Source organism: Chelatococcus sp. XZ-Ab1, from assembly GCF_029309855.1.
Classification (GTDB): Bacteria; Pseudomonadota; Alphaproteobacteria; order Rhizobiales; family Beijerinckiaceae; genus Chelatococcus_A; species Chelatococcus_A sambhunathii.
Genome location: NZ_JARKII010000006.1, coordinates 158,018 through 181,955, shown reverse-complemented (window position 1 = coordinate 181,955; position 23,938 = coordinate 158,018). Strand labels below are relative to the sequence as shown.

21 protein-coding genes and 2 tRNA genes are annotated in these 23,938 nt (G+C 67.8%); 6 read left to right on the top strand and 17 right to left on the bottom strand.

Annotated features, from left to right (window positions below; translation table 11 throughout):
- Window positions 1–161 precede the first annotated feature (161 nt).
- The 13 genes from P2T65_RS10535 to P2T65_RS10475 form a co-directional block, all read right to left on the bottom strand.
- Window positions 162–839: a helix-turn-helix domain-containing protein gene (locus P2T65_RS10535; RefSeq protein WP_071924411.1), complete on the bottom strand. Its 678-nt coding sequence runs from the start codon at window positions 837–839 to the stop codon at window positions 162–164.
- 178 nt (window positions 840–1,017) lie between these two features.
- Complete coding sequence (locus P2T65_RS10530; RefSeq protein WP_019402424.1) at window positions 1,018–1,395, bottom strand: response regulator; 378 nt, start codon at window positions 1,393–1,395, stop codon at window positions 1,018–1,020.
- A 136-nt stretch (window positions 1,396–1,531) separates the two neighbouring features.
- Window positions 1,532–2,161, bottom strand: a complete 630-nt coding sequence (fixJ, locus tag P2T65_RS10525) for a response regulator FixJ (protein ID WP_063187593.1) — start codon at window positions 2,159–2,161, stop codon at window positions 1,532–1,534.
- On the bottom strand, window positions 2,151–3,689 hold the full coding sequence (locus P2T65_RS10520) for a PAS domain S-box protein (RefSeq protein WP_055459139.1): 1,539 nt from the start codon (window positions 3,687–3,689) through the stop codon (window positions 2,151–2,153). Before P2T65_RS10520 ends, fixJ begins: the two co-directional genes overlap by 11 nt.
- A 112-nt stretch (window positions 3,690–3,801) precedes the next feature.
- Window positions 3,802–4,788 (bottom strand): inositol 2-dehydrogenase, encoded by a 987-nt coding sequence (gene iolG / locus P2T65_RS10515; RefSeq protein WP_276199751.1) that lies wholly within the window; start codon window positions 4,786–4,788, stop codon window positions 3,802–3,804.
- Window positions 4,789–4,912: 124 nt separating this feature from the next.
- Window positions 4,913–5,713 (bottom strand): 5-deoxy-glucuronate isomerase, encoded by an 801-nt coding sequence (gene iolB, locus P2T65_RS10510; RefSeq protein WP_055459137.1) that lies wholly within the window; start codon window positions 5,711–5,713, stop codon window positions 4,913–4,915.
- A 40-nt stretch (window positions 5,714–5,753) separates the two neighbouring features.
- Complete coding sequence (gene iolE, locus P2T65_RS10505) at window positions 5,754–6,653, bottom strand: myo-inosose-2 dehydratase (RefSeq protein WP_276199750.1); 900 nt, start codon at window positions 6,651–6,653, stop codon at window positions 5,754–5,756.
- 279 nt (window positions 6,654–6,932) lie between these two features.
- Window positions 6,933–8,762 (bottom strand): 3D-(3,5/4)-trihydroxycyclohexane-1,2-dione acylhydrolase (decyclizing), encoded by a 1,830-nt coding sequence (iolD, locus tag P2T65_RS10500; RefSeq protein ID WP_063187583.1) that lies wholly within the window; start codon window positions 8,760–8,762, stop codon window positions 6,933–6,935.
- A complete protein-coding gene (iolC, locus tag P2T65_RS10495; RefSeq protein ID WP_276199749.1) occupies window positions 8,759–10,672 on the bottom strand; it encodes a 5-dehydro-2-deoxygluconokinase in 1,914 nt (637 codons plus the stop codon). Before iolC ends, iolD begins: the two co-directional genes overlap by 4 nt.
- Window positions 10,672–11,451 carry an ATP-binding cassette domain-containing protein gene (locus P2T65_RS10490; RefSeq protein WP_055459133.1) on the bottom strand — a complete coding sequence of 260 codons (780 nt, stop codon included), beginning with the start codon at window positions 11,449–11,451 and terminating at the stop codon, window positions 10,672–10,674. The genes iolC and P2T65_RS10490 overlap by 1 nt, the downstream gene beginning before the upstream one ends.
- Entirely contained in the window at window positions 11,451–12,548 is a 1,098-nt protein-coding gene (locus P2T65_RS10485) for an ABC transporter permease (protein ID WP_055459132.1), read from the bottom strand. Before P2T65_RS10485 ends, P2T65_RS10490 begins: the two co-directional genes overlap by 1 nt.
- 148 nt (window positions 12,549–12,696) lie before the next feature.
- Complete coding sequence (locus tag P2T65_RS10480) at window positions 12,697–13,641, bottom strand: sugar ABC transporter substrate-binding protein (RefSeq protein WP_055459131.1); 945 nt, start codon at window positions 13,639–13,641, stop codon at window positions 12,697–12,699.
- Window positions 13,642–13,831: 190 nt separating this feature from the next.
- Window positions 13,832–14,650: a MurR/RpiR family transcriptional regulator gene (locus tag P2T65_RS10475; RefSeq protein ID WP_055459130.1), complete on the bottom strand. Its 819-nt coding sequence runs from the start codon at window positions 14,648–14,650 to the stop codon at window positions 13,832–13,834.
- A gap of 86 nt (window positions 14,651–14,736) precedes the next feature.
- On the opposite strand from P2T65_RS10475, the gene P2T65_RS10470 reads away from it, so the two are divergent.
- Both P2T65_RS10470 and P2T65_RS10465 read left to right on the top strand, forming a co-directional pair.
- Window positions 14,737–15,855: a Gfo/Idh/MocA family oxidoreductase gene (locus tag P2T65_RS10470; RefSeq protein WP_276199748.1), complete on the top strand. Its 1,119-nt coding sequence runs from the start codon at window positions 14,737–14,739 to the stop codon at window positions 15,853–15,855.
- 28 nt (window positions 15,856–15,883) lie between these two features.
- A complete protein-coding gene (locus P2T65_RS10465; protein ID WP_346348316.1) occupies window positions 15,884–17,308 on the top strand; it encodes an HTH domain-containing protein in 1,425 nt (474 codons plus the stop codon).
- A 63-nt stretch (window positions 17,309–17,371) separates the two neighbouring features.
- Here the strand turns inward: P2T65_RS10465 and P2T65_RS10460 are convergent.
- A tRNA-Gln gene (locus P2T65_RS10460) sits at window positions 17,372–17,446 on the bottom strand.
- A gap of 264 nt (window positions 17,447–17,710) precedes the next feature.
- On the opposite strand from P2T65_RS10460, the gene P2T65_RS10455 reads away from it, so the two are divergent.
- Window positions 17,711–17,787: transfer RNA gene (locus P2T65_RS10455), tRNA-Pro, on the top strand.
- Window positions 17,788–17,908: 121 nt separating this feature from the next.
- On the opposite strand, the gene P2T65_RS10450 is transcribed toward P2T65_RS10455, so the two are convergent.
- Together P2T65_RS10450 and msrB are read right to left on the bottom strand one after the other, a co-directional pair.
- On the bottom strand, window positions 17,909–20,005 hold the full coding sequence (locus P2T65_RS10450) for a S9 family peptidase (protein ID WP_276199746.1): 2,097 nt from the start codon (window positions 20,003–20,005) through the stop codon (window positions 17,909–17,911).
- Complete coding sequence (gene msrB, locus P2T65_RS10445) at window positions 20,002–20,454, bottom strand: peptide-methionine (R)-S-oxide reductase MsrB (RefSeq protein WP_055459370.1); 453 nt, start codon at window positions 20,452–20,454, stop codon at window positions 20,002–20,004. The genes P2T65_RS10450 and msrB overlap by 4 nt, the downstream gene beginning before the upstream one ends.
- On the opposite strand from msrB, the gene P2T65_RS10440 reads away from it, so the two are divergent.
- Window positions 20,453–20,755, top strand: a complete 303-nt coding sequence (locus P2T65_RS10440) for a hypothetical protein (RefSeq protein WP_141659675.1) — start codon at window positions 20,453–20,455, stop codon at window positions 20,753–20,755. The two genes, msrB and P2T65_RS10440, sit on opposite strands and share 2 nt — an antisense overlap.
- Window positions 20,756–20,836: 81 nt before the next feature.
- Window positions 20,837–21,268, top strand: a complete 432-nt coding sequence (locus P2T65_RS10435; RefSeq protein ID WP_055459126.1) for a MucR family transcriptional regulator — start codon at window positions 20,837–20,839, stop codon at window positions 21,266–21,268.
- Window positions 21,269–21,407: 139 nt separating this feature from the next.
- On the opposite strand, the gene P2T65_RS10430 is transcribed toward P2T65_RS10435, so the two are convergent.
- Window positions 21,408–22,676, bottom strand: coding sequence for a GGDEF domain-containing protein (locus P2T65_RS10430; RefSeq protein WP_276199745.1), 1,269 nt, complete (start codon window positions 22,674–22,676; stop codon window positions 21,408–21,410).
- A gap of 389 nt (window positions 22,677–23,065) precedes the next feature.
- Here P2T65_RS10430 and P2T65_RS10425 point away from each other — a divergent pair, with 389 nt between their 5' ends.
- A complete protein-coding gene (locus P2T65_RS10425) occupies window positions 23,066–23,923 on the top strand; it encodes a DUF6456 domain-containing protein (RefSeq protein WP_276199744.1) in 858 nt (285 codons plus the stop codon).
- Window positions 23,924–23,938 lie beyond the last annotated feature (15 nt).

Here is a 23,938-nt window from a genome sequence, read left to right as displayed (position 1 = left end):
ATGCGATCCGGGAACCAGCGCAAGAATCTGCACGGCTCCAAAGTGGGCGGCCGGTACCGCGCGCTGCCAGCGCTCCGGAAAGTCAAAAAAATCGTCCGAAAGGGTCTGCCACCTTTCGGACGATCAAGGGCCGGCCCGGCAGAGCCGAGAGGGACTGGAGGTCAACCGTTGAGACGGGCGAGAGCCGCCTTGTCGCGCAGGACGATCGTGCGGCGGCTGGCCGGTACGTCGATGATGCCCTTGCGCTCGAGCTCGGTCAGCGAGCGCGACACGGTCTCGATGGTGAGGCCCAGGTGGTCGGCGATGTCGAGCCGCGACATGGGGAGCTCGACGGCATCGGCGCCGGCGAGCCGCTCGGCCATGTCGACGAGGAATGTTGCGATCTTCTCGATGGCGGACTTGCGGCCGAGCAGCAGCATGTGGCGCTGGGCCCGCTCGAGCGCATGCATCATCGCGCCGAGCACCTCGCGCGAGAAGGTCTCGTCGAAGAGGAGGTCGTCGAGATCGCGCCGGCGGTAGGCGACGACGGTGGCGGCGCTGGCCGCCTCGGCGCTGAAGCGGTGCTCGGCGCCGGCTTCGACGCCGAAGACGTCGCCCGGGAAGTGGAAGGCGTCGATCTGCCGCCGGCCGTCGCTGAGGAGTTTCGACGTGCGCACGACCCCCTGGGTGACCCTGTAGAAGGACACGGCCGGATCGCCCTCGGCGAACAGCTCCTCGTCCTTGTCGAGGGTCCGCACGGAGCCGACGCCGGCCGGGCGCCGGCCCTGCGCGACCGCGGCGCGGGACAGGACGGCTGCGTCGAAGTGCCTGGCGGCGGGGGTGTTCATCACGATCTGCATCTGCACCTCCTCGAGGGCACCCAAATGATTTGTTGCATGATGGGTAGCCCGGACGCGGCATGCGGAAAATTCCGCTCGATACCTAAGGGAAACCCCTGATGACCGCCTGTCGCAGCCCAATGGCACGCGCAGGCCGGCGCCACGCGGGCACCGGCCTCGCGCAGGGAATGAAGGAGGATCAGGGCGCGTCGGCGAGGGCCGTGCGGATGCCGTCGAGCAGCTGGCTGTCTTCGAGCGGCTTCTCCAGCACCTGGCGGAAGCCGTGGCGCTCCGCCTGGCGGCGCAGGTCGTCATTGACCTTGCCGGAGATGAGAATGGCGGGCAGGCCGATGTGGCGCAGGCGCAGGGCATCGATGAGTTCGAGGCCGCTCATGCCGGGCATCGAATAGTCGACCACGATGCAGCCGTGCGGCGGAAGCGCCTTCTCCGCCAGAAGCTGCGGGGCGCTTTCGTAGAGGCGCACATCGAGCCCTTCGAGCTCCAGCGCGAATTTGAGCGAGGCGCGGACCGCCGCATCGTCATCGACGATGAGGACAGGTCCCCCAACCAGCGACATCAACACGTCCCGTATGGTCTTGGCGATTGGGAACACCCTACGCCGTCGACGCGAGCAACGGCTTGATGTGCCTCAAGACCGGGCCATGCTCCAATTACGGAAATCTACCTACTCGCCTCCTCGCCCGCGGCGCGGCTCACGCATCCCGGCGCTCGCCGGCGCCCTCGCCCACGAGGACCATGCGCACGAGTTGGGACAGGCTCGCCGCCTGCATCTTGGCCATCACGTTGGCGCGATAGATCTCGACCGTGCGCGGGCTGATGCCGAGCTCGAAGGCGATGACCTTGTTGGCCTTGCCGTCAACGAGCCCTGCGAGCACCTGCCGCTCGCGCTCGCTGAGCGTCGAGAGGCGCTCGTTGAGGGCGCTCGCCTCTGCCACGCGGCGCGCCTCTTCGGCATTGCGGTCGAGCGCGGTGCGGACGGCGGCGAGGAACAGGTCGTCGTCGAACGGCTTCTCGAGAAAGTCGACGGCACCAGCCTTCATCGCGGATATCGCGAGCGGCACATCCGCGTGCCCGGTCATGACGATGACCGGCAAGGTGCTGCCGCGGCGCCTGAGCTCCTGCAGGAAGGCGATGCCGTCGAGCCCGGGCATGCGTACGTCCGTGACGATGCAGCCCGCCTGGGCTTGTACGGCGCTCGCGAGGAAGGCGGTAGCCGATTCGTGCAGGCGTACCGGCAGGCCGTCCGAGGCAAGCAGGAAGGACAGCGACTGGCGCACGGCGAGATCGTCGTCGACCACGTGAACCACCGCCTCAGGTGCCATGGATGAACTCCTCCTCTCCAGCCGTCCGCAATGTGAAATGGAACGTGGTGCCGGCACCGGCCTCCGTCTCTGCCCAGATCCGACCCCCATGGGCCGCAACGATCGTGCGGCAGATCGACAGGCCGACGCCCATGCCGTGCTGCTTGGTCGTCACGAAGGGCTCGAAGAGGCGGTTGCGCACCTCTTCCGACAGGCCCGTGCCCGTGTCGGACACGGCGATCTCGACGAGGTGCTCGTCGGGCAGCGCGCGGGTCGTGACCGAAAGCTCGCGCACAGGGGCATCCTGCATCGCCTCGATGGCGTTGCGGATCAGATTGAGCAGGATCTGCTGGATCTGGATTCGGTCGGCGAAGACCTCGGAGGCCTGCGGGTCGAGGCCGAAGGTCACGCGCACGCCCTTTTCCCGGGCGCCGACGAGGGCAAGCGCGCTCGCCTCCTCGATGAGTTTGGGCAGGCTTTCCAGCCGATGCTCGCTCTCGCCGCGGGCGACGAACTCGCGCAGATGGCGGATAATCTGTCCCGCCCTCAGCGCCTGCTCGGCGGCCTCGTTCACGCCGTCGCGCAGCAGCGCGATGCGCTCGCCCTCCAGCTGCCCGAGCAGGCGGTGGCAACCCTTGAGATAGTTGGTGATGGCGGTGAGCGGCTGGTTGATCTCGTGCGCCAGCGTCGAAGCCATCTCGCCGAGGGCCGTGTAGCGGGACATGTGGACGAGCTCGGCCTGCAGCTCCTGCAGCCGTGTCTCCGTCTTCTGCCGCTCCGTCAGGTCGCGGATGAAGCCCGTGAAATAACGCGCTCCGCCTGACACCATCTCGCCCACCGCGAGTTCCATCGGGAAGGTCGAGCCGTCGCTGCGCTGGCCGACCACGACGCGGCCGATGCCGATGATGCGCCGCTCGCCGGTCGTCAGGTAGCGCTCGATGTAGCCGTCGTGCCGCTCGCGGTAGGGCGAGGGCATCAGCATGCTGACGTTGCGGCCGATGACCTCGGCCGCCGAGAGGCCGAAGAGGCGCTCGGCCGCCACGCTGAAGGACTGCATCAGGCCCTGCTCGTCGATGACGATCATCGCGTCGGGCACGGTCTCGAGGATGGAACGCAGATGGGCCTCGCGCGCCTTGAGCGTTTCCTCCGCCGTGGCGCTGGCAGAGATGTCGCGGATGACGAGCGCAAAGCCCATGGGCGTGCCCTGGTCGCCGAGTGGCGTCAGGCTGGCCTGCGCGACGAAGGTGCCACCGTCTTTGCGCTGCAAGGGCCGCCGCAATTCGTGTCGCCCTTCGGCCGCCGCCGCGGCGAGCGCCTCCGCGGGCAGGCCAGCGGCCGCCGCGTCGGCCGGGAACAGCTTCACCCAGTTCTCGTCGAGCAGTTCGTCCTCGCGCCAGCCGGTGATGGTGCGAGCGCCGGCATTCACCGTCGTGATCACGCCTCCGGTGTCGAGTACGAAGAGCGCGATGTCGGCGACGGCGTCGATCAGAAGTTCGGCGCGCCGGCCCCGTGAGGCGGCGAGCGCCGATTGGGCGCTGGCGTCGGTCAAGCGATCCCCCGGATGATCGGTCACGCCGATTGTATAACGCCCTCAGGTGCCGGGGGCCACCGTCCCGCGTGCGTGGCAGCCTTGCGGCGGCGCGTCGCACGCGTGGCGCGCATCAGAGCCTGACCGACCGGCCGGAGGCCAGCGACGTCACCGCGGCATCGGCCAGCCTGAGCGCGGCCAGACCGTCCTCGCCCGTCGGCACCGCGATGTCTTCGCCAGCCGCCAGCCGGCAGAAGGCCGCGAGCTCGAGCCGGTAGGCCTCGGCATAGCGCTGCATGAAGAAGTCGAGCAGCGGGTCGCTGGTGAAGCCGGACGCATTGGCGCGCGTCAGCGTCGTAGCCGTCTCGTTGCCCGCCTGGATCATGCCCTTCTCGCCATGCACCTCGAGGCGCTGGTCGTAGCCGTAGCTCGCCCGGCGCGAATTGGTGATGACGGCGATGCGCCCGCTCGCCGTCTTCAGTGTCGCGGTCGCCGTGTCGACATCGCCCGCTGCGCCGATGGCAGGATCAACGAGGGCGGCGCCGGTGGCGAAGACTTCCGTCACCTCCTCGCCGAGCAGGAAGCGCGCCATGTCGAAGTCGTGGATCATCATGTCGCGGAAGAGCCCGCCCGAGCGCTTGATGTAGTCGACCGGCGGCGGAGCGGGGTCGCGGCTCGTGATCTGCACGAGCTCGACCTTGCCCACCGCGCCGGCCTCGACCTCCGCCTTGAGGCGAGCGAAACTCGGGTCGAAGCGGCGGTTGAAGCCGAGCATCAGCCTGGCATTGTGCTCGCGCACCACGGCGAGGCAGGCCTCGGCGCGGGCGCTGGAAAGGTCGATCGGCTTCTCGCAGAAGATCGCCTTGCCTGCGCGCGCCGCTTCTTCCACCTGCGTCGCATGCAGGTCCGTCGGCGTCGCCACGATGACGGCGGCGATGTCCTTGTCCGCCATGATCTCCTCGACGCTGGCGCGCCGCGCCCCCGTCAGCGCCTGCGCCGCGTCGGCGGCCGCATCGACGGGATCGAAAACGGCCGCGATGCGCACGTCGGGTAGGGCGATCACGGCCCGGGCGTGGGTGATGCCGATGCGGCCTGCGCCGAGCAGTCCGATATTGAGCATGGGTGTCGTCCTTGGGTCGGGGGCTTCTATCTTGGCGGCGCGCCGCCACACCAACGGCCCTGTTTCCCCACCGTCATGCCCGCGCTTGTCGCGGCCATGACGGTGGAGGCGAGGGCCGTTTGCATCACTTGTCGCGCTGGAAAATCCAGTCGTGGTCCGGGTGGTTCTGGAAACGCCATTTGCGGATCGGGCCCGCCATGACGTTGAGGTAGTACATCTCGTAGCCGTAGGGCGTGCCGCAGGGATGGTGGCCGCGCGGCACCAGCACCACGTCGCCGTCGCTCACCGCCATGGTCTCGTCGAGCGTGCCGTCCTCGGTGAAGACACGCTGAATGCCGAAGCCCTGCGCCGGGTTGAGGCGGTGGTAATAGGTCTCCTCGAGATAGGTCATCTCGGGATAGCGGTCCTCGTCGTGCCGGTGCGGCGGGTAGCTCGACCAGTTGCCCTGCGGCGTGAACACCTCCGTCACCAGCAGGCTGTCGGCGACGTCGCTGTCCTCCATGGCGATGGGATGGATGTAGCGCGTGTTGGCGCCCTTGCCGCGCGTGACCTTCTCGATGCCGGTCAGCACGCGGGCCTCGTGCCCGCCCTTGCCGGGCGCCGTGCAGATGGCGAGCGTGCAAGGCGTCGTCGCCCGCGCCGACCAGGTGGTGCCGTTCGGCGCATAGACGCCGTGCGGCGGCGTGCCCTCGAAGACGTTCAGGCGCTCGCCAAGCTCGCCGAAGCTTTTGTCGCCGACGCCGATCTCGGCCTTGCCCTCGACGAGCACCAGGATCACCTCGGTGTCGCCGGTCGGCTCCGCCGCCGTCTCGCCGGGCACGAGCCGGTAGAGGCCGAAGCCGACATAGCCCCATCCGGCGCTCGTCGGGGTGATGTCGTGCACCTTGCCCGTCGTGCCGGTGGGCTTGCGCAAGAGCTGGGTCATTGCATCGTCTCCGCCTGTTCCGGGCTGTCTCTTCCTGCCATCACGCCTTGTCCAGCCCCGCCTCGCGCGCCATGGCTTTCAGCGCCTTCAGCCCCATCGACTGGTATTCGTAAGGGTTGCGCACGGCTGGGTCCTGCTCGGCCTCGATGACGAGCCATCCCTGATAGCCGTGCTCTGCGGCGATCCTGAGTACGGGCGGAAAGTCGACGCCGCCCTCCGGGTCGCCCGGAACGGTGAAGACGCCGCGGCGCACGCCTTCGAGGAAGGAGAGACCCTCCTTCTCGACCTCGGCGCGGATGGCGGGGCGCACGTTCTTGGCGTGGATATGGGCGACGCGGCCCATGTATTTCTTCGCCACGCGCGCCGGGTCGCCGCCGCCGAACCAGCAATGGCCGGTATCGAGCAGGAGATGCGTCGCCGGCCCCGTATGCGCCATCAGCGCGTCGATCTCCTCCTCCGCCTGCACCACGGTGCCCATGTGGTGGTGATAGACGAGGGTGATGCCCTCATCGGCGCAATATTGCGCGATCTGTTCCACGGCGGCGCCGAAGGCCTGCCAGTCACCGGCCGGCAGCACCGGCCGATCGCTCAACGCCACCGCGTCGTTGCCGTGGATGGCGTTCGACGTCTCGCAGACGATGCAGACCTTGCATCCCATGGCTTTCAGCAGGTCGAGATGCGGCCTGATCGCCTTCTTCTCCTCCTCCACCGAATGGGCGAGCAGGTTGAGCGACTGCCAGCCGGAGACGAAGGAAAGCCCGTGCGGCGCGAGCGCGGCCTTCAGTGCGGCGGGCTCGGTGGGCATCTTGTGGCCCTTCTCGATACCGTCGAAGCCGATCTTGCCGGCCTCGCTCAGGCACTGCTCGAGGCTGATATTGGCGCCGAGGCTCTGGTCGTCGTCGTTGGACCAGGCGATGGGATTGGTGCCGTAGAGGATCATTGCGCTATCCGCGTGGGGGCTGGTTTGGCTGAAGGTGGTTGCGGCGATGCCCTCTCGGGCATCGGGTTGTCCGCTGGTTCCCGGCTCTCGCCTGCGCTTCGCGCATTCGGGCCGGGAAACGGGGGTGTGCTTTGAGAAGAAGCCTGTTCCCCGGATGCATTGAGCGAAGCGGAACGCGAGCCGGGGCCCAGCGCACGGAGCCGTGTCGAAGGCTCGCCGCCACGCCCGATCGGTCTCGATCCTGCCCCGCTCATCTCAGGCTCCGGGAAAGGCCTGGCGTCAATCCGCCGGGCGCTGGTTCTTGAGGTTCTTTTCATAGGCGGCGCGGGCGGCGTTGACCTCCGGCCGCACGGAGACCTCCGGCACCGCCACGTCCCACCAGTGGCCGCCGGCCTCCGTCGTCGGCATCGGGTCCGTGTCGATGACGATGGCGCTCGGCCTGTCCGCCTTGCGGGCGCGGGCCATCGCCTCTTCCAGCTCGGCGATGCTCGCCACCTTCTGCGCATTCGCGCCCATGGAGGCGGCATGGGCGGCGAAGTCGATGGCAGAGGGTACCGCATGGCGGGCCGTGTCGAGCAGGTTGTTGAAGCTCTCGCCACCGGTGGCGCGCTGCAGGCGGTTGATGCAGCCGTAGCCGCGGTTATCGAGCACGACGACAATGATCTTCTGGCCGAGCATCACCGCCGTCGCGAGCTCCGAATTCGCCATCATGTAGCTGCCGTCGCCGACCATGACGACGACCTCTCGGTCGGGCCGCGCCATCTTGACGCCGAGCCCGCCGGCGATCTCGTAGCCCATGCAGGAGAAGCCGTATTCGAGGTGGTAGCCGTTCGGGCGGCTTGCCTTCCACAACTTGTGCAACTCACCGGGCAGGCCGCCGGCGGCACAGACGAGGATGGTGTCTTCGCCGACGCTGCGCTGCACGGCGCCGATGACCTGCGCGTCCGACGGCAGCACGTTGTCGCCGGGCGCCATGGTGGCGGCATCGACCGCCTTCAGCCATTCGGCCTTCAGTTGCGGCTCGGGCGCCGCCGCCTTGTGCCCGCCGAGCGCTGCCGACAGTGCTTCGAGCGCCACCTTGGCGTCGGCGACCAGCGGGATCGCCCGGTGCTTGCCGGCATCATAGGGCGTCACGTTAACGGCGAGGATGCGCCGGTCGGGATTGCGGAACAGGGCCCAGCTTCCGGTGGTGAAGTCCTGCAGGCGGGTGCCCACCGCGATCACGAGGTCGGCCTCGGCCGCCACCGCATTGGCGGCGGAAGAGCCGGTGACGCCGATGGCGCCGAGATTGAGCGGATGGTCCCACGGCAGAGACGACTTGCCCGCCTGCGTCTCGGCAACCGGAATCTGGTGCGTCTCGGCGAAGGTGGTGAGTGTCTGCGTGGCGAGCGAATAGAGCACGCCGCCGCCGGCGATGATCAGAGGCTTGCGCGCGCCGCGGATGGCCTCGGCCGCCTCGGCGAGCTCGCGTGCATCCGGCTGCGGGCGGCGGATGTGCCAGGTGCGCGGGGTGAAGAACGTCTCCGGCCAGTCATAGGCTTCGGCCTGCACGTCCTGGCAGAAGGCGAGTGTCACCGGCCCGCAGTCCACCGGGTCGGTCATCGTTGCCATGGCGCGGGGGAGAGCGGTGAGCAACTGCTCCGGCCGCGCGATGCGGTCGAAATAGCGGCTGACCGGCTTGAAGCAGTCGTTGGCGCTCACCGTGCCGTCGCCGAAATCCTCCACCTGCTGCAGCACCGGGTCGGGCGCCCGGTTGGCGAAGACGTCGCCGGGCACCAGCAGCACCGGCAGGCGGTTGACGTGGGCGAGCGCCGCGGCGGTGACGAGGTTGAGGGCGCCCGGGCCGATGGAGGTCGTCACCATCATCGCCCGCTGGCGATTGAGCGCCTTGGCATAGGCGATGGCCGCATGTGCCATGGTCTGCTCGTTGTGGCCGCGCCAGGTCGGCAGGGCATCGCCCGCGCCGTGCAGGGCCTCGCCCATGCCCGCCACGTTGCCATGGCCGAAGATGGCCCAGCAACCGGCGATGAAGGGCTCGCCGTCGGCCGTCTTCTGGGCGGCGAGCCAGCGGACCATGGCCTGGGCGGCCGTGAGGCGGATGGTGCTCATGACGCTTGTCCCTCTTGCGTGCGGACGCGGTCCCAGATGTCGCAGAGCATGCGGTATTTTTCGGCCATCTCCGTGACGGCGTCCTCGTCGCCGGTCTCGCCGGCGAGCCAGCGCCGCGCCACGTCGCCGAAGATGGTGCGGCCGACGGCGAAGCCCTTCACCAGATCGAAGGCCGCCGCCATGCGAAGGCTCGCCGAGAGCTCCTCGAGGGGCGCATCGAGCCCGAGGACGACGATGCCGCGCGTATGGGGATCGTTGCGCGAGACGGCCTCGACCGCATTGCGCCAGGCGGTTTTGCTGCGTAGCGGCTCGAGCTTCCACCAGTCGGGGAAGACGCCGATCTCGTAGAAACGCTCGATGACGCGCGCCGTGGTCGTGTCGTCCACCGGCCCCGCCTTCGAAGCGATGATCTCCAGCAGGAATTCGAGGTTGTTGCGCCGGGCCGCCTCGGCGAGACGCTTCACCGTCTCCTCCTGCCGTGCCTTGAGGCCGGCGTCGTCGTCCGGATGATAGAAGCACAGCACCTTGACGACATGCTCGACCGGCCATTCGGCGAGCGCCGTGCCATAGTCTAGCCCCAGTTCCGCTTCGAGTTCGAGTGGACGCGACCCCGGCCGTTCCACGGGGCGGCCGATCCACAGGCCCGTGCCGGCGGCGGCATGGAGCGCTTCGCGTCCGAGGCGGCCGTCGCACAGGATGCCGTAACCCGCCTTTCCATCGGCGACGCGCTGCGCCGCCCTGAGGCACAGGGACTTGAAGGGGCCGATGCGCTCGCGCGGCGCACCCGCCTGGTCGGCCATGTCCTCGAGCTGCATGCGGTGGTCGAAGGCGAAGACGCGCATGTGCGGCCATTGGCCCTTGCGCGTCGTCGCCCAGTGGATCTGCTCGAGCTCGGTGTCGTGGCGCAGCGCCGGAGTGACGATGCCGCGCTTCAGGAAGAACTGCAACTCCTCCCAGCTCGGATAGGCCGGCGTGCAACCGTGGCGCGAGACGGCGAAGGCGCCGCAGGCATTGGCGTAGGTGAGGCTCGTCACCCAGTCCTCGCCGCGGAGCCAGCCGCGCAGGAGCCCCGACATGAAGCCGTCGCCGGCGCCGAGCACGTTGAAGACCTCGATCGGAAAACCCGGCCCGGAGATGCCGTCGTCGAGGCTGTCGGGAATGGCGCCCTCGAAGGCGGCAGCGCCCATCGGCCCGCGCTTGCACACGAGCGTCGCGTTGGAAACGGCGCGCACGGCGCGGAGCGCTGCGACCGTGTCGGTCGTGCCGCCGGCGATGTGGAACTCCTCCTCCGTGCCGACGATGAGGTCGAAGAGATGCAAGGTCGACTGCAGCTTCTGTGTCACCGCTGCGGAGGCGATGTAGCGGCTCTCGCCAGCGCCGTGGCCGGCGAGGCCCCAGAGATTGGGGCGATAGTCGATGTCGAGCGCCGTCTTTGCCCCGTTGTCCCGCGCGAGCCGCACGGCCTTGAGCACAGCCGCCTCGGTACGCGGATGCGACAGGTGCGTGCCGGTCGCGGTCACGCAGCGACTGCCGGCGATATAGGCGGGGTCGATGTCATCCTCGCTCAGCGCCATGTCGGCGCAGTTCTCGCGATAGAAGATGAGCGGGAACTGGTGCTGGTCGCGGATGCCCAGGATGACGAGGGCGGTGAGCCGCTCCGGGTCCGTCTTGACGCCCGTGACGTCGACACCCTCGGCGATGAGTTGCTCGCGGATGAAACGGCCCATGTGCTCGTCGCCGACGCGGGTGATGAGGCCCGACTTGAGGCCGAGCCGCGCCGTGCCTGCGGCCATGTTGGTGGGCGAGCCGCCGATATATTTGCGGAAGCTCGCCATGTCCTCCAGCCGCCCGCCGACCTGCGCGCCGTAGAGGTCGACCGACGAGCGGCCGATGGTGATGACATCGAGCATCACACGGTCCCTCCGAGCGAGCTTTCGAGCACCGCGAGTTCCTGGCCGCCAGCCATCAGGTCCTGCAGCGCCTCGGCCGTGATCTCGCCGCGCACGGCCGTGCCCAGCGTCTTGCCGCGGTTGAGCACGGTGAAGCGGTCCCCGACGGCCATGGCATGGCGTACGTTGTGGGTGATGAAGACGATCCCGATGCCCGCCTTGCGCACTTGGTCGATGGTGGCGAGCACGTTGGCCGTCTGACGCACGCCGAGCGCCGAGGTCGGCTCGTCGAGGATGAGTACCTTGGCGCCGAAATAGACCGCGCGGGCGATGGCGACCGTCTGGCGCTCGCCGCCCGAGAGGGTGCCGACCGCCTGCTCCGGCTCGCGCAGGTTGATGCCCATGCGCGCCATCTCCCGCATCGTCACCTCGTTCGCCTTGGCGAAGTCGATGGTCTTGAAGGGGCCGAAGCCCTTCTCCGGCTCGCGGCCCATCCAGAAATTGCGTGTCACGCTCATCAGCGGGATCATCGCCAGATCCTGATAGACCGTCGCGATGCCGGCTGCCATGGCGTCGCGCGGGCTGTCGAAGACGACCTCCTGACCCTCTACCACCATGGTGCCGCGCGAGGGCTTGTGCACGCCCGACATGGTCTTGATGAAGGTGGACTTGCCGGCGCCGTTGTCACCGAGCAGGCAGTGGCACTCGCCCGGACGCACGTCGAAGGAGACGCCGCCGAGCGCGATCACCGGGCCGAAATGCTTCTCGATGTTGCGCATCTCGATGATGGGAGCGGTCATCAGCGTTCTCCCGTGATGAGACGGCGGATGTAGGTGTTCATGATGACCGCGAGGATCAGGATCGTGCCGAGGAAGACGCGGAACAGCGAGCTCTCCGCCCCGGCGAAGAACAGGCCCTGCTGCACGACACCGAAGATGAGCGCCCCGAGCGCCGCCCCGATGACCGAGCCGTAGCCACCGGTGAGCAGCGCCCCGCCGATGACCACGCAGATGATGGCCTCGAACTCCTTGAGGAGGCCGCGGTCGGCGGCAGCCGAGCCGAACTCCATCACCTGGCACATCGCGAAGACCGTGGCGCAGAAGGCGGTGAACATGAACATCAGCACCTTCACGCGGTTGACCGGCACGCCGACGTAGCGCGCGGCCTGCGCATCGCCGCCCGAGGCGAAGATCCAGTTGCCGAAGCGCGTCTTCGCAAGGAGCCAGTGGCCGAAGATGATGAGCCCGATCGCCCAGACGATGAGCATCGGCACGCCCTCGACCACCGGCTGGCCGGCCCGTGCGCCGCGCGTGAAGGTGTCGATGAGGCCCACGTCGCCGAGCCACTGGAAGAAGCCCTTGAAGATGACCCCGCCGAAGAGGGCAGCGAGCCAGTCGCCCTCAGCCGCCTCGCGCACACCCCCGATGATGGTCTGGCGCGTGGTCAGGATCGATAGCCAGATCGTGAGGCCGCGCAGGATGTAGAGGAAGGCGAGGGTGACGATGAAGCTCGGCAGCCCGGTTCGAATGACGAGCAGGCCGTTGATGGCGCCCAGTCCGATGCACACGGCGAAGGTGACGAGGATGGCGAGCCACGCCGGCCAGCCCCACTGCACGGTGAGGATGGCGGCGATGACGCCGGCAAAGCCGATCATGGAGCCGACGGAAAGGTCGAACTCGCCCGCGATCATCAGGAGACAGGCGCCGACCGCGATGATGGCGAACTGTGCCGAGACGACGAGCCAGTTCTGGAAGCCGGCCGGCGCGAACATGCCGCTGTCGCCCGCGACCATCAGGAAGAAGGCGAAGACCAGGATGACCCCGCAGATCGCCCCGAGTTCCGGCCGGATCATGGCGCGGCGCAGCGAAGAGACGGGCATGAGCCGCTCGTCCGTCATGACGTTTCCCCGTTTTCGATGGTGCTTGGCATGCGGGGCGCGAGGCGCGCCCCGCCGCAGTCCTCAAACGCCGGGGCGCGAGACGCGCCCCGCCGCGGTGTTTCGCATGCGGGGCGCTCGGCGGCGCCCCGCAGCATCGGCCAATGTTTCAGCGGTATTCGCCGGCGAGCTTCTCGACGAGGGCGATGTTGTCCTTGGTGATGAAGCCCGGGCCGGAGTTGATCGCGTTCGGCGGTATGACGCCGTAGCGGGCATAGTTCGTCAGGAGCACCACCGGCAGATAGCCCTGCAGGTAAGGCTGCTGGTCGATGGCGAAGGCGATGGTGCCGTCCTTGATGGCCGCAGAGATGCCGGCCGACAGGTCGAAGGTGCCGAAGTGGACCTGGCCGGCCATGCCGTTCTCCTTGAGCGCCGCGATCGTCGGCTCGGCGGAGTTGGGGCCGAGGGCGATGATGCCGTCGGTGTCGGCGTTGGCACGCAGATAGGCGGAGACCTTGTTCTTGACCTCGGAAGGGTCGAGGCCAGTGTCGATCATCTGGTTGCCGAGCGGCACGTTCAGCCCGTCGGCGAAGCCTTGGCAGCGCTGCACGGAGGCCGGATTGGTGATGTAGTGGTTGACGCACAGGAACTTCTTGACGCCGGCTGCCTTCGCCCGCTCGCCGGCGGCGAAGCCCGCCGCATATTCGGGCTGGCCGATATGCAGCAGCGCGCCGATGTCTTTCGACTCCTCGATGGTGCCCGAGTTCACGGTGATGACCGGGATGCCCTGCTCGACTGCCTTGGCGAGCGGGCCCTTGAGGACGTTGAAGTCGGCGATGGTCGAGATGATGCCAGCCGGGTTCGAGGCCGTGGCCTGCTCGACGATGCGGGCCATGTCGGCGAGGTCGCCGGTCGGCGGGTTGCGGTATTCCACCGTCACGCCCATCTGGCTGCTCGCCACCTTGAGCGCGTTCTTGATGGTGTTCCACCAGCTGTCGCTGTCAGGTGCGTGGCTGACGAAGACGAAGCGCTCGCCCTCCGCGTGGGCCGGCGTCGCCAGGCTGCCCGCGAGCGCGAGGGATGCGACGGCGAGCGCCGCAAGTGTCTTTCTCATGGTTCCTCTCCCAGACTTCAGAAGTGTCAGGCCATCGAGCTTGCGCGGATCCCGCCCGGCGCAGTCCCGCTTGGCGCGGCGTCTCCGTGCGTCCGGGAGCTGCGGCCGCCATTGGTCATGGGCCGTCTCGCAGGCTCTTGGATGGAAATTTTGTTCCAAAAAAATCAGAATGCAATAAAAAAATTCCATATCATCGTGATTGCCGCACCGCCCCCACGGCCACGGCCAGCGCGATCGCGAGCGAAAGGGTGGCCGACAGGGCGCGGAACGAGCCGACATCCACTTCCGAGACATCGAGGGCGTGGACGCCGAGGCGCCTGAGCGGGCTGGTGACGGTGTCGGTGATGGCGACAACCTCGTTGCCGCGCTCGCGCGCATAGGCGGCAAGGTCGATGGTCTCCTGCGTATAGGGCGCGAAGGAGATGGCGATGACGACGTCGCCCGGGCGGATGGCGTGGCGCCGCCCCAGCTTGCCGACGCCGTCATGCAGGATGGAAGGGATATCCATCTTCTCGAAGGCGTAGCTGAGATAGGTGGCCACCGGGAAGGCCCGGCGCATGCCCATGACGTGGATGGTGGGCGCAGCGGCGAGCGCGGCCACAGCGGCATCGAGCGCTTCCGAATCGACCGTCGAAGCCAGACGCTCCAGCGACAGCCGGCCCGCCTCGATGAATTCGGCGAGCAGCGCCGACGGGCTCTGCCCGCCCTCCGCGCGCAGGTTGTCGAGCCGCGTGGCATAATCGGGCCAGCGCTGGCCGTAGCTGTCGCGGAACAGGCGCTGCATGTCGCTGAAACCAGCAAAGCCGAGCAACTGACAGAAGCGCATGAAAGCTGACGGCTGTACGCCGGCGCCCGCCGCCAGTTCCGCGACGGTGGAGAGGGCGATCCTGTCCGTGTTGTGTGCCACGAAATCGGCGCACTGCCGCAGGCGCTTGGGCAGCGTGTCCGCGATCTGGACGAGCCGCTCCTGAAATTCGTCGACGGAGGCGGGTGCGGCCGGCTTCTTCATGACATTGTTCCTTGACAGAACTGTCGTTCTATATTCATCGATTGAATGGAATATATATTCCATTTGCTCGGGAGGGGAGCCGGAAAATGGAAAGCCTGGGCATCGGCCTCATCGGGACGGGTTTCATGGGCAAGTGCCATGCACTCGCCTTCGGCGCGGTCAAGGCGGTGATGGGAGACGTGCCGACGCCGCGGCTCGAGCTCCTGTGCGAGACGCCGGCCGACAAGGCGGCGGCCATGGCCGGCCAGTTCGGCTTCGCCCGTGCGACCGACGACTGGCGCGCGCTCGTCGCCGATCCCGCCATCGACATCGTCTCGATCACGACGCCGAATCGCCTGCACCACGAGATCGCCATGGCGGCCATCGCGGCCGGCAAGCACGTCTATTGCGAAAAGCCCATGGCGCTGACGCTGCACCAGGCCGAGGAGATGGCGGCGGCAGCACGCGCGGCCGGCGTCAAGACCATCGTCGGCTACAACTACATCAAGAACCCCACCTTCATGCATGCGCAGCGCCTCGTGCAGGAGGGCGCCATCGGCCGCATCGTCCACTTCCGCGGTTGGGTGGACGAGGACTATCAGGCCGATCCCGACCTGCCGTGGACCTGGCGCGCGCGCCACGCGGAGGCCGGGCTCGGGGCGCTCGGCGACCTCGGCTGCCATCTCGTCTCCATGGCCTACGGCCTCGCCGGGCCGATCGAGAGCCTCGTTGCCGACATGCAGACCGTCCACCGCACGCGCCCGCTCGCCGACGGCTCGGGCGAGGCGGCGGTGGAAAACGAGGACGTCGCCACCGCCCTCGTGCGATTCAAGGGCGGCTTCCACGGCAGCCTCGCCACCTCGCGCAGCGCCTGGGGCCGCAAGAACCGCCTCGGCTGGGAGGTGCACGGCACGAGGGGCATGCTGATCTTCGACCAGGAGCGCATGAACGAGCTGCAGCTCTACGAGAATCAAGGCCCCGGCGCGCAGCAGGGCTTCAAGACCATCCTGACCGGCCCCGCCCACCCACCCTTCGGCGCCTTCGTGCCGGCGGCGGGCCACCAACTCGGCTTCAACGACCTCAAGGTCATCGAGGCTGCCGCCCTCCTGCGTGCCATCGCCGAAGACAGCCGGCCCGAGCCTGATTTCGTCGCTGCGCTCGCCTTCGAGCGCGTGATCCACGCCATCGCGGAGGCGGCCCACACCGACCGGCGGGTGGTGATTTAACATCGTCGGCGAGCCCTCGCGGATTGGAATGCATGCTGACAGAAACCGTCAGCATCGATGCTATGCTGGCGCCATGTCGCGCGCGCACCGCCTGTTCGATTTGCTGCAGATGCTCCGTCGCCACCGCCGGCCGGTGAGCGGGGCGGCGCTCGCGAAGGAGGCCGGCGTCAGCCTGCGCACGCTCTATCGCGACATCGCCGCGCTGCAGGCCATGGGCGCCGAGATCGATGGCGAGCCGGGCGTGGGCTATGTCCTGAAGCCGGGCTTTCTCCTGCCGCCGCTCATGTTCTCTCCCGAAGAGATCGAGGCACTGGCACTCGGCCTCAAATGGGTGGCGGGGCGTACGGACGAGAGCATGGGCGCGGCGGCGCGCGATGCGATGGCCAAGCTCGCTGCCGTCCTTCCGCCGGATCTTGGTGAACGCATGAACGACGATGCGCTCGTCATCGGCGCCGGCTGGGAACGTCCCAAAGGCGTCGCGCTGGCGCTCCTGCGGCAGGCGCTCAATACCGAGCGCAAGCTGGCGCTCACCTATGTCGACGAAGCCGGCGCGAAATCCGAGCGCGTCGTGTGGCCCGTGACGCTCGGCTTCTTCGAGACGAAGCGGGTGCTGGTGGCCTGGTGCGAGCTGCGCAATGCCTTCCGCAGCTTCCGCGCTGACCGCATGCTCGCCGCTGAAATCCTTCCCGATCGGTCGCCGCGGCCGCGCCGGCAGATGGTGCAGGAATGGCGGCAAACCATGCTGACAAAAACTGTCAGTGAGCCGTCCTATCGTGGGGTTACGTCAACCGACGTCACCAGAGACCGCGAGGAGATCCACATGAGCAAGGAATTGATTTTCTACACGAATCCGCAGTCGCGCGGCTATATCGTGCACTGGATGCTGGAGGAGGTCGGCTGCCCCTACACCGTCAAGGTGCTCGATTTCGGCACCACGATGAAGGCGCCGGACTATCTGTCCATCAACCCCATGGGCAAGGTGCCGGCGATCGTCCATGGCAACCAGGTCGTCACGGAAGCCGCCGCGATCTGCGCCTATCTCGCCGATGCCTTCCCGGACGCGGGCCTGCTGCCAGCGCCCGAGCATCGCGGCGCCTACTACCGCTGGCTGTTCTTCACTGCAGCCTGTCTCGAGCCGGCGGCCTCCAACCATGCGGCAGGCTGGAATCCCTCGCCGGAACAGCAGCGCAGCTTCGGCTATGGCTCCTACGAGATGGTCCTCGAGACGCTGGCGGGCGCGCTCAAGGGGCGGCGCTACATCGCTGGCGACCGCTTCAGCGCGGCCGATGTCTATCTCGCGAGCCACCTGCAGTGGGGCATGATGGTCGGCATGATCGAGAAGCGCCCCGAGTTCGAGGCCTATTGCGCGCCGCTCGTCTCCCGGCCGGCGGCCGAGCGCGCCGACACCGAAGTCAAGAAGCTCGAAGCGCAGAAGGCGTGGTCGGCGGCCTGAGGATGGATAACAACATGAGTCCCGCCGCCTGGCGGCGGGACAGCGTGGCCTGGCGGGCCGATCTGGCTGGGGCGGCAGGATTCGAACCTGCGAATGGCGGTACCAAAAACCGCTGCCTTACCACTTGGCGACGCCCCAACAGCACTCAGGCGGGGCGGACCATAATTCGAGCGACGGCCTGACGCAACGCCGATGCGGCGGCCGGGCCGGGCGGATGGCGCCGGCCTAGCGTTGTCCACAAGCGGCGGGCGGAGCGGAACGGCGACTGACCGCGCGCCCGCTTCGCGGCCGTTGCAGCACTTGCCCCACGGCGGCATGTGGATGCATGAAAAGAAGTTGCGCGAGGACGCTTGCCGGCCGCAGGCGTCGAGTCTATAAGACCGCCTGCCGACGGGCACATGTCGGAGTGTAGCGCAGTCTGGTAGCGCACCTCGTTCGGGACGAGGGGGTCGCAGGTTCAAATCCTGCCACTCCGACCATTTTTCAGGTCTTCACGACATCACAGCAGACATCCCGGTGACGCGCCTTTCGCAAGGGTGCGCACGCCGGTGCCATGCCCCGGCCCGGCCTGAAGCCGGCCGTGCCGAGACGAAAGCCTTCTCAGGCGAGAGGCTCCTCGCTCGCCCCCGTCTGCACGATGGCGAAGGCATAGAGCCGCGCCACCTCTTCCAGCCGTTCGAAGCGTCCGGCGGCGCCGCCGTGGCCGGCTTCCATGTTGGTGTGGAGGGCCACGGGGCCGCCGCCGGTCATGCGCTCGCGCAGGCGCGCCACCCATTTGGCCGGCTCCCAATAGGTGACGCGCGGGTCCGACAGGCCGGCGACGGCGAGGATGGCGGGATAGGTCTGCGGTTTCACCTGGTCGTACGGCGAATAGGCGAGGATTCGCCGGAAGGCCGCCTCGTCGCGAATCGGATCGCCCCACTCCGGCCATTCGGGCGGCGTCAGCGGCAGGCTGTCGTCGAGCATGGTGTTGAGCACGTCGACGAACGGCACCTCGGCAAGGATGGCGCGGAACAGGTCCGGCGCGTCGTTGGCGACGGCGCCCATCAGCATGCCGCCGGCGCTGCCGCCATGGGCGACGAGCCGCCGCGGCGCCGTGTAACCGAGCGCCGCGAGGTGCCGACCGGCGGCGATGAAGTCGCTGAAGCTGTTGGTCTTCTTCTCGCGCTTGCCGTCCGTGTACCAGCGCCAGCCCTTCTCGGTGCCGCCGCGGATATGGGCGATCGCATAGACGAAGCCGCGATCGACCAGCGACAGCCGGTTGCTCTCGAAATCGGCGGGGATGGCGATGCCGTAGGCGCCGTAGCCGTAGAGCAGGCACGGCGCCGTGCCGTCGAGCGCGAGGTCGCGGCGGTGCAGCACCGAGATCGGCACCGTTTCGCCGTCCGCGGCCGTCGCGAAGAGGCGCTTCGTCACGTAGCGGGCCGGGTCGTGGCCGCTGGGCACCTCGCGCCGCTTGATAAGCTGCCGCGCGCGGCTCGCCATGTCGTAGGCATAGGTCTCGGCCGGCGTCGTCATCGAGGAATAGGTGAAGCGCACGACCGGCGTGTCGTATTCGTAGCCCGGCTCGTAGCGCAGGCCGTAGGCCGGCTCGTCGAAGGCGATGGCGTGTTCATCGTCCGTGGCGAGCGCCCGCACCACGAGGCGCGGGTTGGCGTCCTCCCGCTCCAGCCGCACCAGGAAGTCGCGGAAGGCGGTGTGCTTCAGCAGCATGATGCCCGGCCGATGCGGCACGAGCTCGCGCCAGTTCTCGCGCTCGGGGGCGGAGAGCGGCGCCGTGACCAGCTTGAAATCCTCCGCCCCGTCCGCGTTGGTCGAGATGACGAGATCATCGCCCATGTGCTCGACGCTGTAGCGGTGGCCCGTCTCGCGGGCGACGACGAGGCGCGGCCGGGCGGAAGGATCGGCGAGGTCGATGAGATATACTTCGCTCGTCTCGTGGTCGGAGACGCTGATGAGGCCGAACGCGCCGGACTGGGTGCGCGACAGGTGCACGAACCAGCCTGCGTCGTCCTCACGGTAGATCTCCTCGTCATTCGCCGGATCCGTCCCGAGGATGTGGCGGAAGACGCGCGAGGGCCGGTGGTTCTCGTCGAGGCGCACGTAGTAGAAGCTGCGCGAATCGGCAGCCCAGACCACCTCGCCCGTTGTCCACTCGACCGCGCCGGCGGCATCTGCGCCGGTCGCCAGATCGCGCAGGCGGATCGTGTGCAGTTCGCCGCCCGTCTCGTCGGCGCTCCAGGCGAGCAGGCGATGGTCAGGCGAATGCTGCGCCTCGGCGAGGTCGAAGAAGGTCTTGCCGGCCGCCAGCGCATCTGCGTCCAGAAGGATCGTCTCCTCGCCGCCGTCGCGTGGCCGGCGGCAGACGAGCGGATGCTGCCCGCCTTCCCGGAAGCGCACATAGTAGCTGTAGGGCCCGTCCGGGCTCGGCACGGAGGAGTCATCCTCCTTGATGCGCCCGCGCATCTCGGCCACGAGCCGGCGCCGCAAGTCTCCGGCCGGGGCGAGGATCGCGTCCGCATAGGCGTTCTCCGCGCGGAGATGGTCGCGGATGTCGGCCGGCAGGAGAGTGGGATCGCGCAGCACGTCGCGCCAGTTGTCGGCCCGCAGCCAGCCGTAGGCGTCGGTGATGTCGGTCCCGTGGACTGTCCGGGTGACCGGTCGGGCCGGCGCACGGGGGGGAAGGGGCTGTGTCATCGCTCGTTCCGTGTCTTCTCGCCGGCTCCTCTCTCGGTCCCTTCTGGCTCGAAGACAAGCGCGCTGCCATTGGTGCAATAGCGCAGGCCCGTCGGCTGCGGTCCGTCGGGAAAGACGTGGCCGAGATGGGCGTCGCATCGGGCGCATCGGATCTCCGTGCGCGGCATCGCAAGTTTGTGATCGGGCGCTTCGGCGATGGCACGACGATCAACCGGCTCGAAGAAGCTCGGCCAGCCAGAACCGGATTCATACTTGGCATGGCTCGCGAACAGGGGCTCGCCGCAACAGACGCAACGGTAGAGGCCCGGCCGTTTCTCGGTATTGTAGGGGCTCGAAAACGGTGGCTCCGTGCCGCCGAGGCGGGCGATGCGAAACTGCTCGGGCGACAATTCGGCGCGCCATTGCGCCGCATTCTTCTCCACCTTGCCGTTGCCGTCCGATGCTGGCATGGATTTTCCCTCCTTGATCGTGCTGACGATATGTTCCCGCGCCAAGGCCGGCGCAAGCCGGCGCGCGCAAAGTTCGCAATGCTCGGCGCGGGACAGTGCACGCGCGGGGCGCGCGCGCCTGCTGGAGCTTCAGCTATTCAGGGTTGTTCACACAGCTGCGCCTGATTACGAGAATTTCAAAGAAGTGAAAAACTTGTCTTGCGAAATTCTCAACTTTGCCATACTTCATGAGTGTGATTGGAACACGAAAATGCCAGTGTTCGCAGGGTGGCTGTTCAAGCTCTCGCCGGCGCAACGGTAGGCGGTTTGGTGTTGTCGCCGGTTACCTGCCGGCATTGGCTGGTAACCGGATGATCGGGACAAAGAGAGGAATTCGGGTTCAATGAACGACAATGCAGCGTCAGCGAACTATATCGAGCTCGCGGCCGATATCGTTTCCGCCTACGTGAGTAACAATTCTGTCGCCTCCGCGGACCTGCCCGGGCTGATCAGCGAAGTCCATGGCGCACTGATGCGCGTTGCCGGCGGTGTCGTCGAGGTGCCGGTCGAGGCTCCCAAGCCGGCCGTTCCGATCAAGAAGTCGGTTACGCCCGACTTCATCATCTGCCTGGAAGACGGCAAGAAGTTCAAGTCGCTGAAGCGTCACCTGCGCACGCAGTACAACATGACGCCCGAGCAGTATCGCGAGAAGTGGGGCCTGCCGGCCGACTATCCGATGGTGGCGCCGAACTATGCCAAGGCCCGTTCGCAACTCGCCAAGGAGATGGGCCTCGGCCAGCAGCGCCGCAAGCGGCGCACCTCGAGCCGCGGCTGATGCGGCTTCGCCGCGCGGCGAGCGGCGGATCGGCAATGAATGGACGGGGCAACCGATGGGTTTGCCCCGTTTGCTTTTGTCCGTCGGATGGTGCTTTCCGACGGCCCGGCATGGTCTCTTGCGTCGGCGGCAAGCGGCGTCAGGCGCTGTGCTCCGGGGCGAGCGGGTGATTGCCGACCACGCGGTCTCGCCCCTGTCGCTTTGCTTCGTAGAGATGCGCATCGGCATGGGCGACGAGGTCGCGAACGGTGTGCGCGTCATCGGGAAAGGTGGCGATGCCGATGCTGACAGTCGGCGCGGCCGCGAATTCCCGGGCCAGCGTCTGATGCAGCGAGAGGCGCATGCGTTCAGCCGAGGCCAGGGCCGCCATATGCGGCATGTTTTCCCAAAGAATGACGAATTCCTCGCCGCCGTAACGAAAGACGAGGTCATCGGTCCGGATCTCCGCCCGCAGGCACGCGACCACGCGCCGCAGCACCTCGTCGCCGGTGACGTGCCCGTAGCGGTCGTTGATGCCCTTGAAATGATCGACGTCGACGAGGGCCAGGCTGACGGGCCGTCGGGTTGCCGCATTGCGGTCGAGAATCACCTGACCCAGCGTCTCGAAGCGCTCGCGCGTCAGCGCGCCGGTCAGGGCATCATAACGGGTCTTGCCGAGAAGCTCCTCGTACTTGTGGCGGTAGGTGAGCTTGTAGAAGACGTCCGATATGGCCTGGGGCGCCACGCTGCGCGCCTCCCGCTCGAATAGCGCAAGGTATAGCCCGATCAGGCCGCTGTAGACGGCAGCGGCGCCCATCTTCGCGATCCAGCCGCCGATTAGTGCGTCGAAGGGCGTACCAGTCACGAAACGCAGGCCGATGAAGAAGAAGATCTGGTCAAAGGTCAGGATCACCGCGAGGGTGGCGCAGGCCCGCAGTACGACCGATTCCCTCAGGACTGATCGCATCTTCTCGTAAAGCAGGATGAGCGCGATCGCGTCGATGAACAGCAGCGTTGTGCCCCACACCATGAGCGCCCCCATCTGGTCTATCAGCACGAGATCGGGGTTGTAGCCCGGCAGGGGCACGGGCGGGCCGGCGAGCCGCAGCGTCGCCACGAGGGCGACCATCAGGAAATTGCCGATGAGGAGGCCATAGATCGGCTGGCGAACCGTCTCGGCATCCTCGCGGATGTAGAACAGCAGGATGATCGCCAGCTTGCCCGAGAACAGGACCGTCGAGCCAGGCGAGAGAAGGCCGAAGGGTAGCTCGATGAAGAAGACCGCCGCGAGATAGGTCTCGAGGAAGTGCATGACACCGAGGGCGCACAGGAAGGCGCCGAGGCCCATCCTGTGCCGCAGCCGGAAGAGGGCCGCCATCACGCCGAAATAGATCAGCGCCTGCGAGAGAAGAAGGACGGTACCCGACATGGATTGCGGCTGCGCAAGGAAGGCAATGCCTTTACAGCACGGTGACGGGCGCGCCTGTCAACTGTCTCCGGTGGTGCCGGCCGCATTCTGCGGTCTCCTGTGCCTCATGGAGCACGGCGTGCGCCGCCGCGCGGCATGAAAAGGCTCGCACCGGCGCGCCCCATCGGGGCCGGCCGCGGGCGGCCTTCCAACGGGGGCTTGCCTGAACAAATATAGGAATGTATACCTATAAACACTCCCCTTCCTCCCGATCGGGCGGCGGTTGGAGAGAACATATAGTGAACATATCTGTGGTTTGGCGCAACGCCCTTGTTTCGGTAGCGATGGCGGCATCTTTCCCTGTCGCACCGGCGCAGGCTGGCTTTGCTCCTGACAGGAAGGATCGGATGATGACCCGACATGTTGAGAACCTGAGCGCGGCCGGTCAGCGCCTGCTCCTGCACCTCGCGCAGGCGGAGGGCGCCTTCGCCCAGGCGAGCGTGGACGACGCCGGCCATGTCGCGCTTTATGCGCGGCGCGGCGCGACCACCCTCGGTGCAGGCCGTGTCCCCATCGCGGCGGCCGAGCGGCTGGTAGCGGAAGACCTTGCCTGCTGGGAGCGCCCGTCGCGTGGTCGCCGCCTGCTGGTCGCCACCGGTGCCGGTCACGCCCGCGCCGCGCGCCTGCGGGCCGGCGATGGAGCGGAGGGGTTTCAGGCCCAGCACCGGGACCTGGTCGAGAGGGTCGAGCGGCCGGCGGCCGGCGACGAGGCGCGCCGGTTGCGCGTGAATGCGGCCGAGAGCCCGCTGCAGTCGCTGGCGCGCCGGCGCGGGCGCTGCGGCACGCCACTGGTCGATACGGCAGGGCTCGAGGCGGGAGAGCGTCTGCGACGGGACATCACCATGGGCCAACTCCTGCCGAGCGTCAGCGCGCGCTGGCATCCCGTCGGCGGGCAGGGGGGTGGGGGGATGCACGATCCGGCGAGCGCCAGCGATGCCGTCATCGCCGCCCGCCAGCGCGTGCGGCGCGCCATGAAGGCGGTCGGGCCGGAATTCGCCGATCTCCTGTTCGACGTCTGCGGCTTTCTCAAGGGCCTCGAGACGGTTGAGCGCGAGCGAGGCTGGCCGGCGCGCTCCGCCAAGCTCGTGCTGGGCATGGCGCTCGCGCGTCTCGCGGAGCACTATGGTCTTGCCGTGGAGGCGCGGGGTCCGGCGCGCGCCCGGTCTCTGCGGCTGTGGCGTGACGAAGGTACCGCAGCCCCGATCTAGGCCGGTGCCGACGCT

Bases quoted from the DNA above. Each gene is read 5' to 3' on its own strand.
- msrB (WP_055459370.1), bottom strand. From the start codon at position 20,454: ATGCCAGCATCGGACGGCAACGGCAAGGTGGAGAAGAATGCGGCGCAA.
- P2T65_RS10465 (WP_346348316.1), top strand. From the start codon at position 15,884: ATGCATGCTGACAGAAACCGTCAGCATCGATGCTATGCTGGCGCCATG.
- iolE (WP_276199750.1), bottom strand. From the start codon at position 6,653: ATGATCCTCTACGGCACCAATCCCATCGCCTGGTCCAACGACGACGAC.
- P2T65_RS10475 (WP_055459130.1), bottom strand. From the start codon at position 14,650: ATGAAGAAGCCGGCCGCACCCGCCTCCGTCGACGAATTTCAGGAGCGG.
- iolC (WP_276199749.1), bottom strand. From the start codon at position 10,672: ATGCTCGATGTCATCACCATCGGCCGCTCGTCGGTCGACCTCTACGGC.
- P2T65_RS10470 (WP_276199748.1), top strand. From the start codon at position 14,737: ATGGAAAGCCTGGGCATCGGCCTCATCGGGACGGGTTTCATGGGCAAG.
- P2T65_RS10490 (WP_055459133.1), bottom strand. From the start codon at position 11,451: ATGACCGCTCCCATCATCGAGATGCGCAACATCGAGAAGCATTTCGGC.
- P2T65_RS10430 (WP_276199745.1), bottom strand. From the start codon at position 22,676: ATGTCGGGTACCGTCCTTCTTCTCTCGCAGGCGCTGATCTATTTCGGC.
- iolG (WP_276199751.1), bottom strand. From the start codon at position 4,788: ATGCTCAATATCGGACTGCTCGGCGCAGGCCGCATCGGCATCACCCAC.
- P2T65_RS10425 (WP_276199744.1), top strand. From the start codon at position 23,066: ATGACCCGACATGTTGAGAACCTGAGCGCGGCCGGTCAGCGCCTGCTC.
- P2T65_RS10485 (WP_055459132.1), bottom strand. From the start codon at position 12,548: ATGACGGACGAGCGGCTCATGCCCGTCTCTTCGCTGCGCCGCGCCATG.
- P2T65_RS10535 (WP_071924411.1), bottom strand. From the start codon at position 839: ATGCAGATCGTGATGAACACCCCCGCCGCCAGGCACTTCGACGCAGCC.
- P2T65_RS10435 (WP_055459126.1), top strand. From the start codon at position 20,837: ATGAACGACAATGCAGCGTCAGCGAACTATATCGAGCTCGCGGCCGAT.
- fixJ (WP_063187593.1), bottom strand. From the start codon at position 2,161: ATGGCACCTGAGGCGGTGGTTCACGTGGTCGACGACGATCTCGCCGTG.
- P2T65_RS10530 (WP_019402424.1), bottom strand. From the start codon at position 1,395: ATGTCGCTGGTTGGGGGACCTGTCCTCATCGTCGATGACGATGCGGCG.
- P2T65_RS10450 (WP_276199746.1), bottom strand. From the start codon at position 20,005: ATGACACAGCCCCTTCCCCCCCGTGCGCCGGCCCGACCGGTCACCCGG.
- P2T65_RS10480 (WP_055459131.1), bottom strand. From the start codon at position 13,641: ATGAGAAAGACACTTGCGGCGCTCGCCGTCGCATCCCTCGCGCTCGCG.
- iolD (WP_063187583.1), bottom strand. From the start codon at position 8,762: ATGAGCACCATCCGCCTCACGGCCGCCCAGGCCATGGTCCGCTGGCTC.
- iolB (WP_055459137.1), bottom strand. From the start codon at position 5,713: ATGACCCAGCTCTTGCGCAAGCCCACCGGCACGACGGGCAAGGTGCAC.
- P2T65_RS10440 (WP_141659675.1), top strand. From the start codon at position 20,453: ATGGATTTTCCCTCCTTGATCGTGCTGACGATATGTTCCCGCGCCAAG.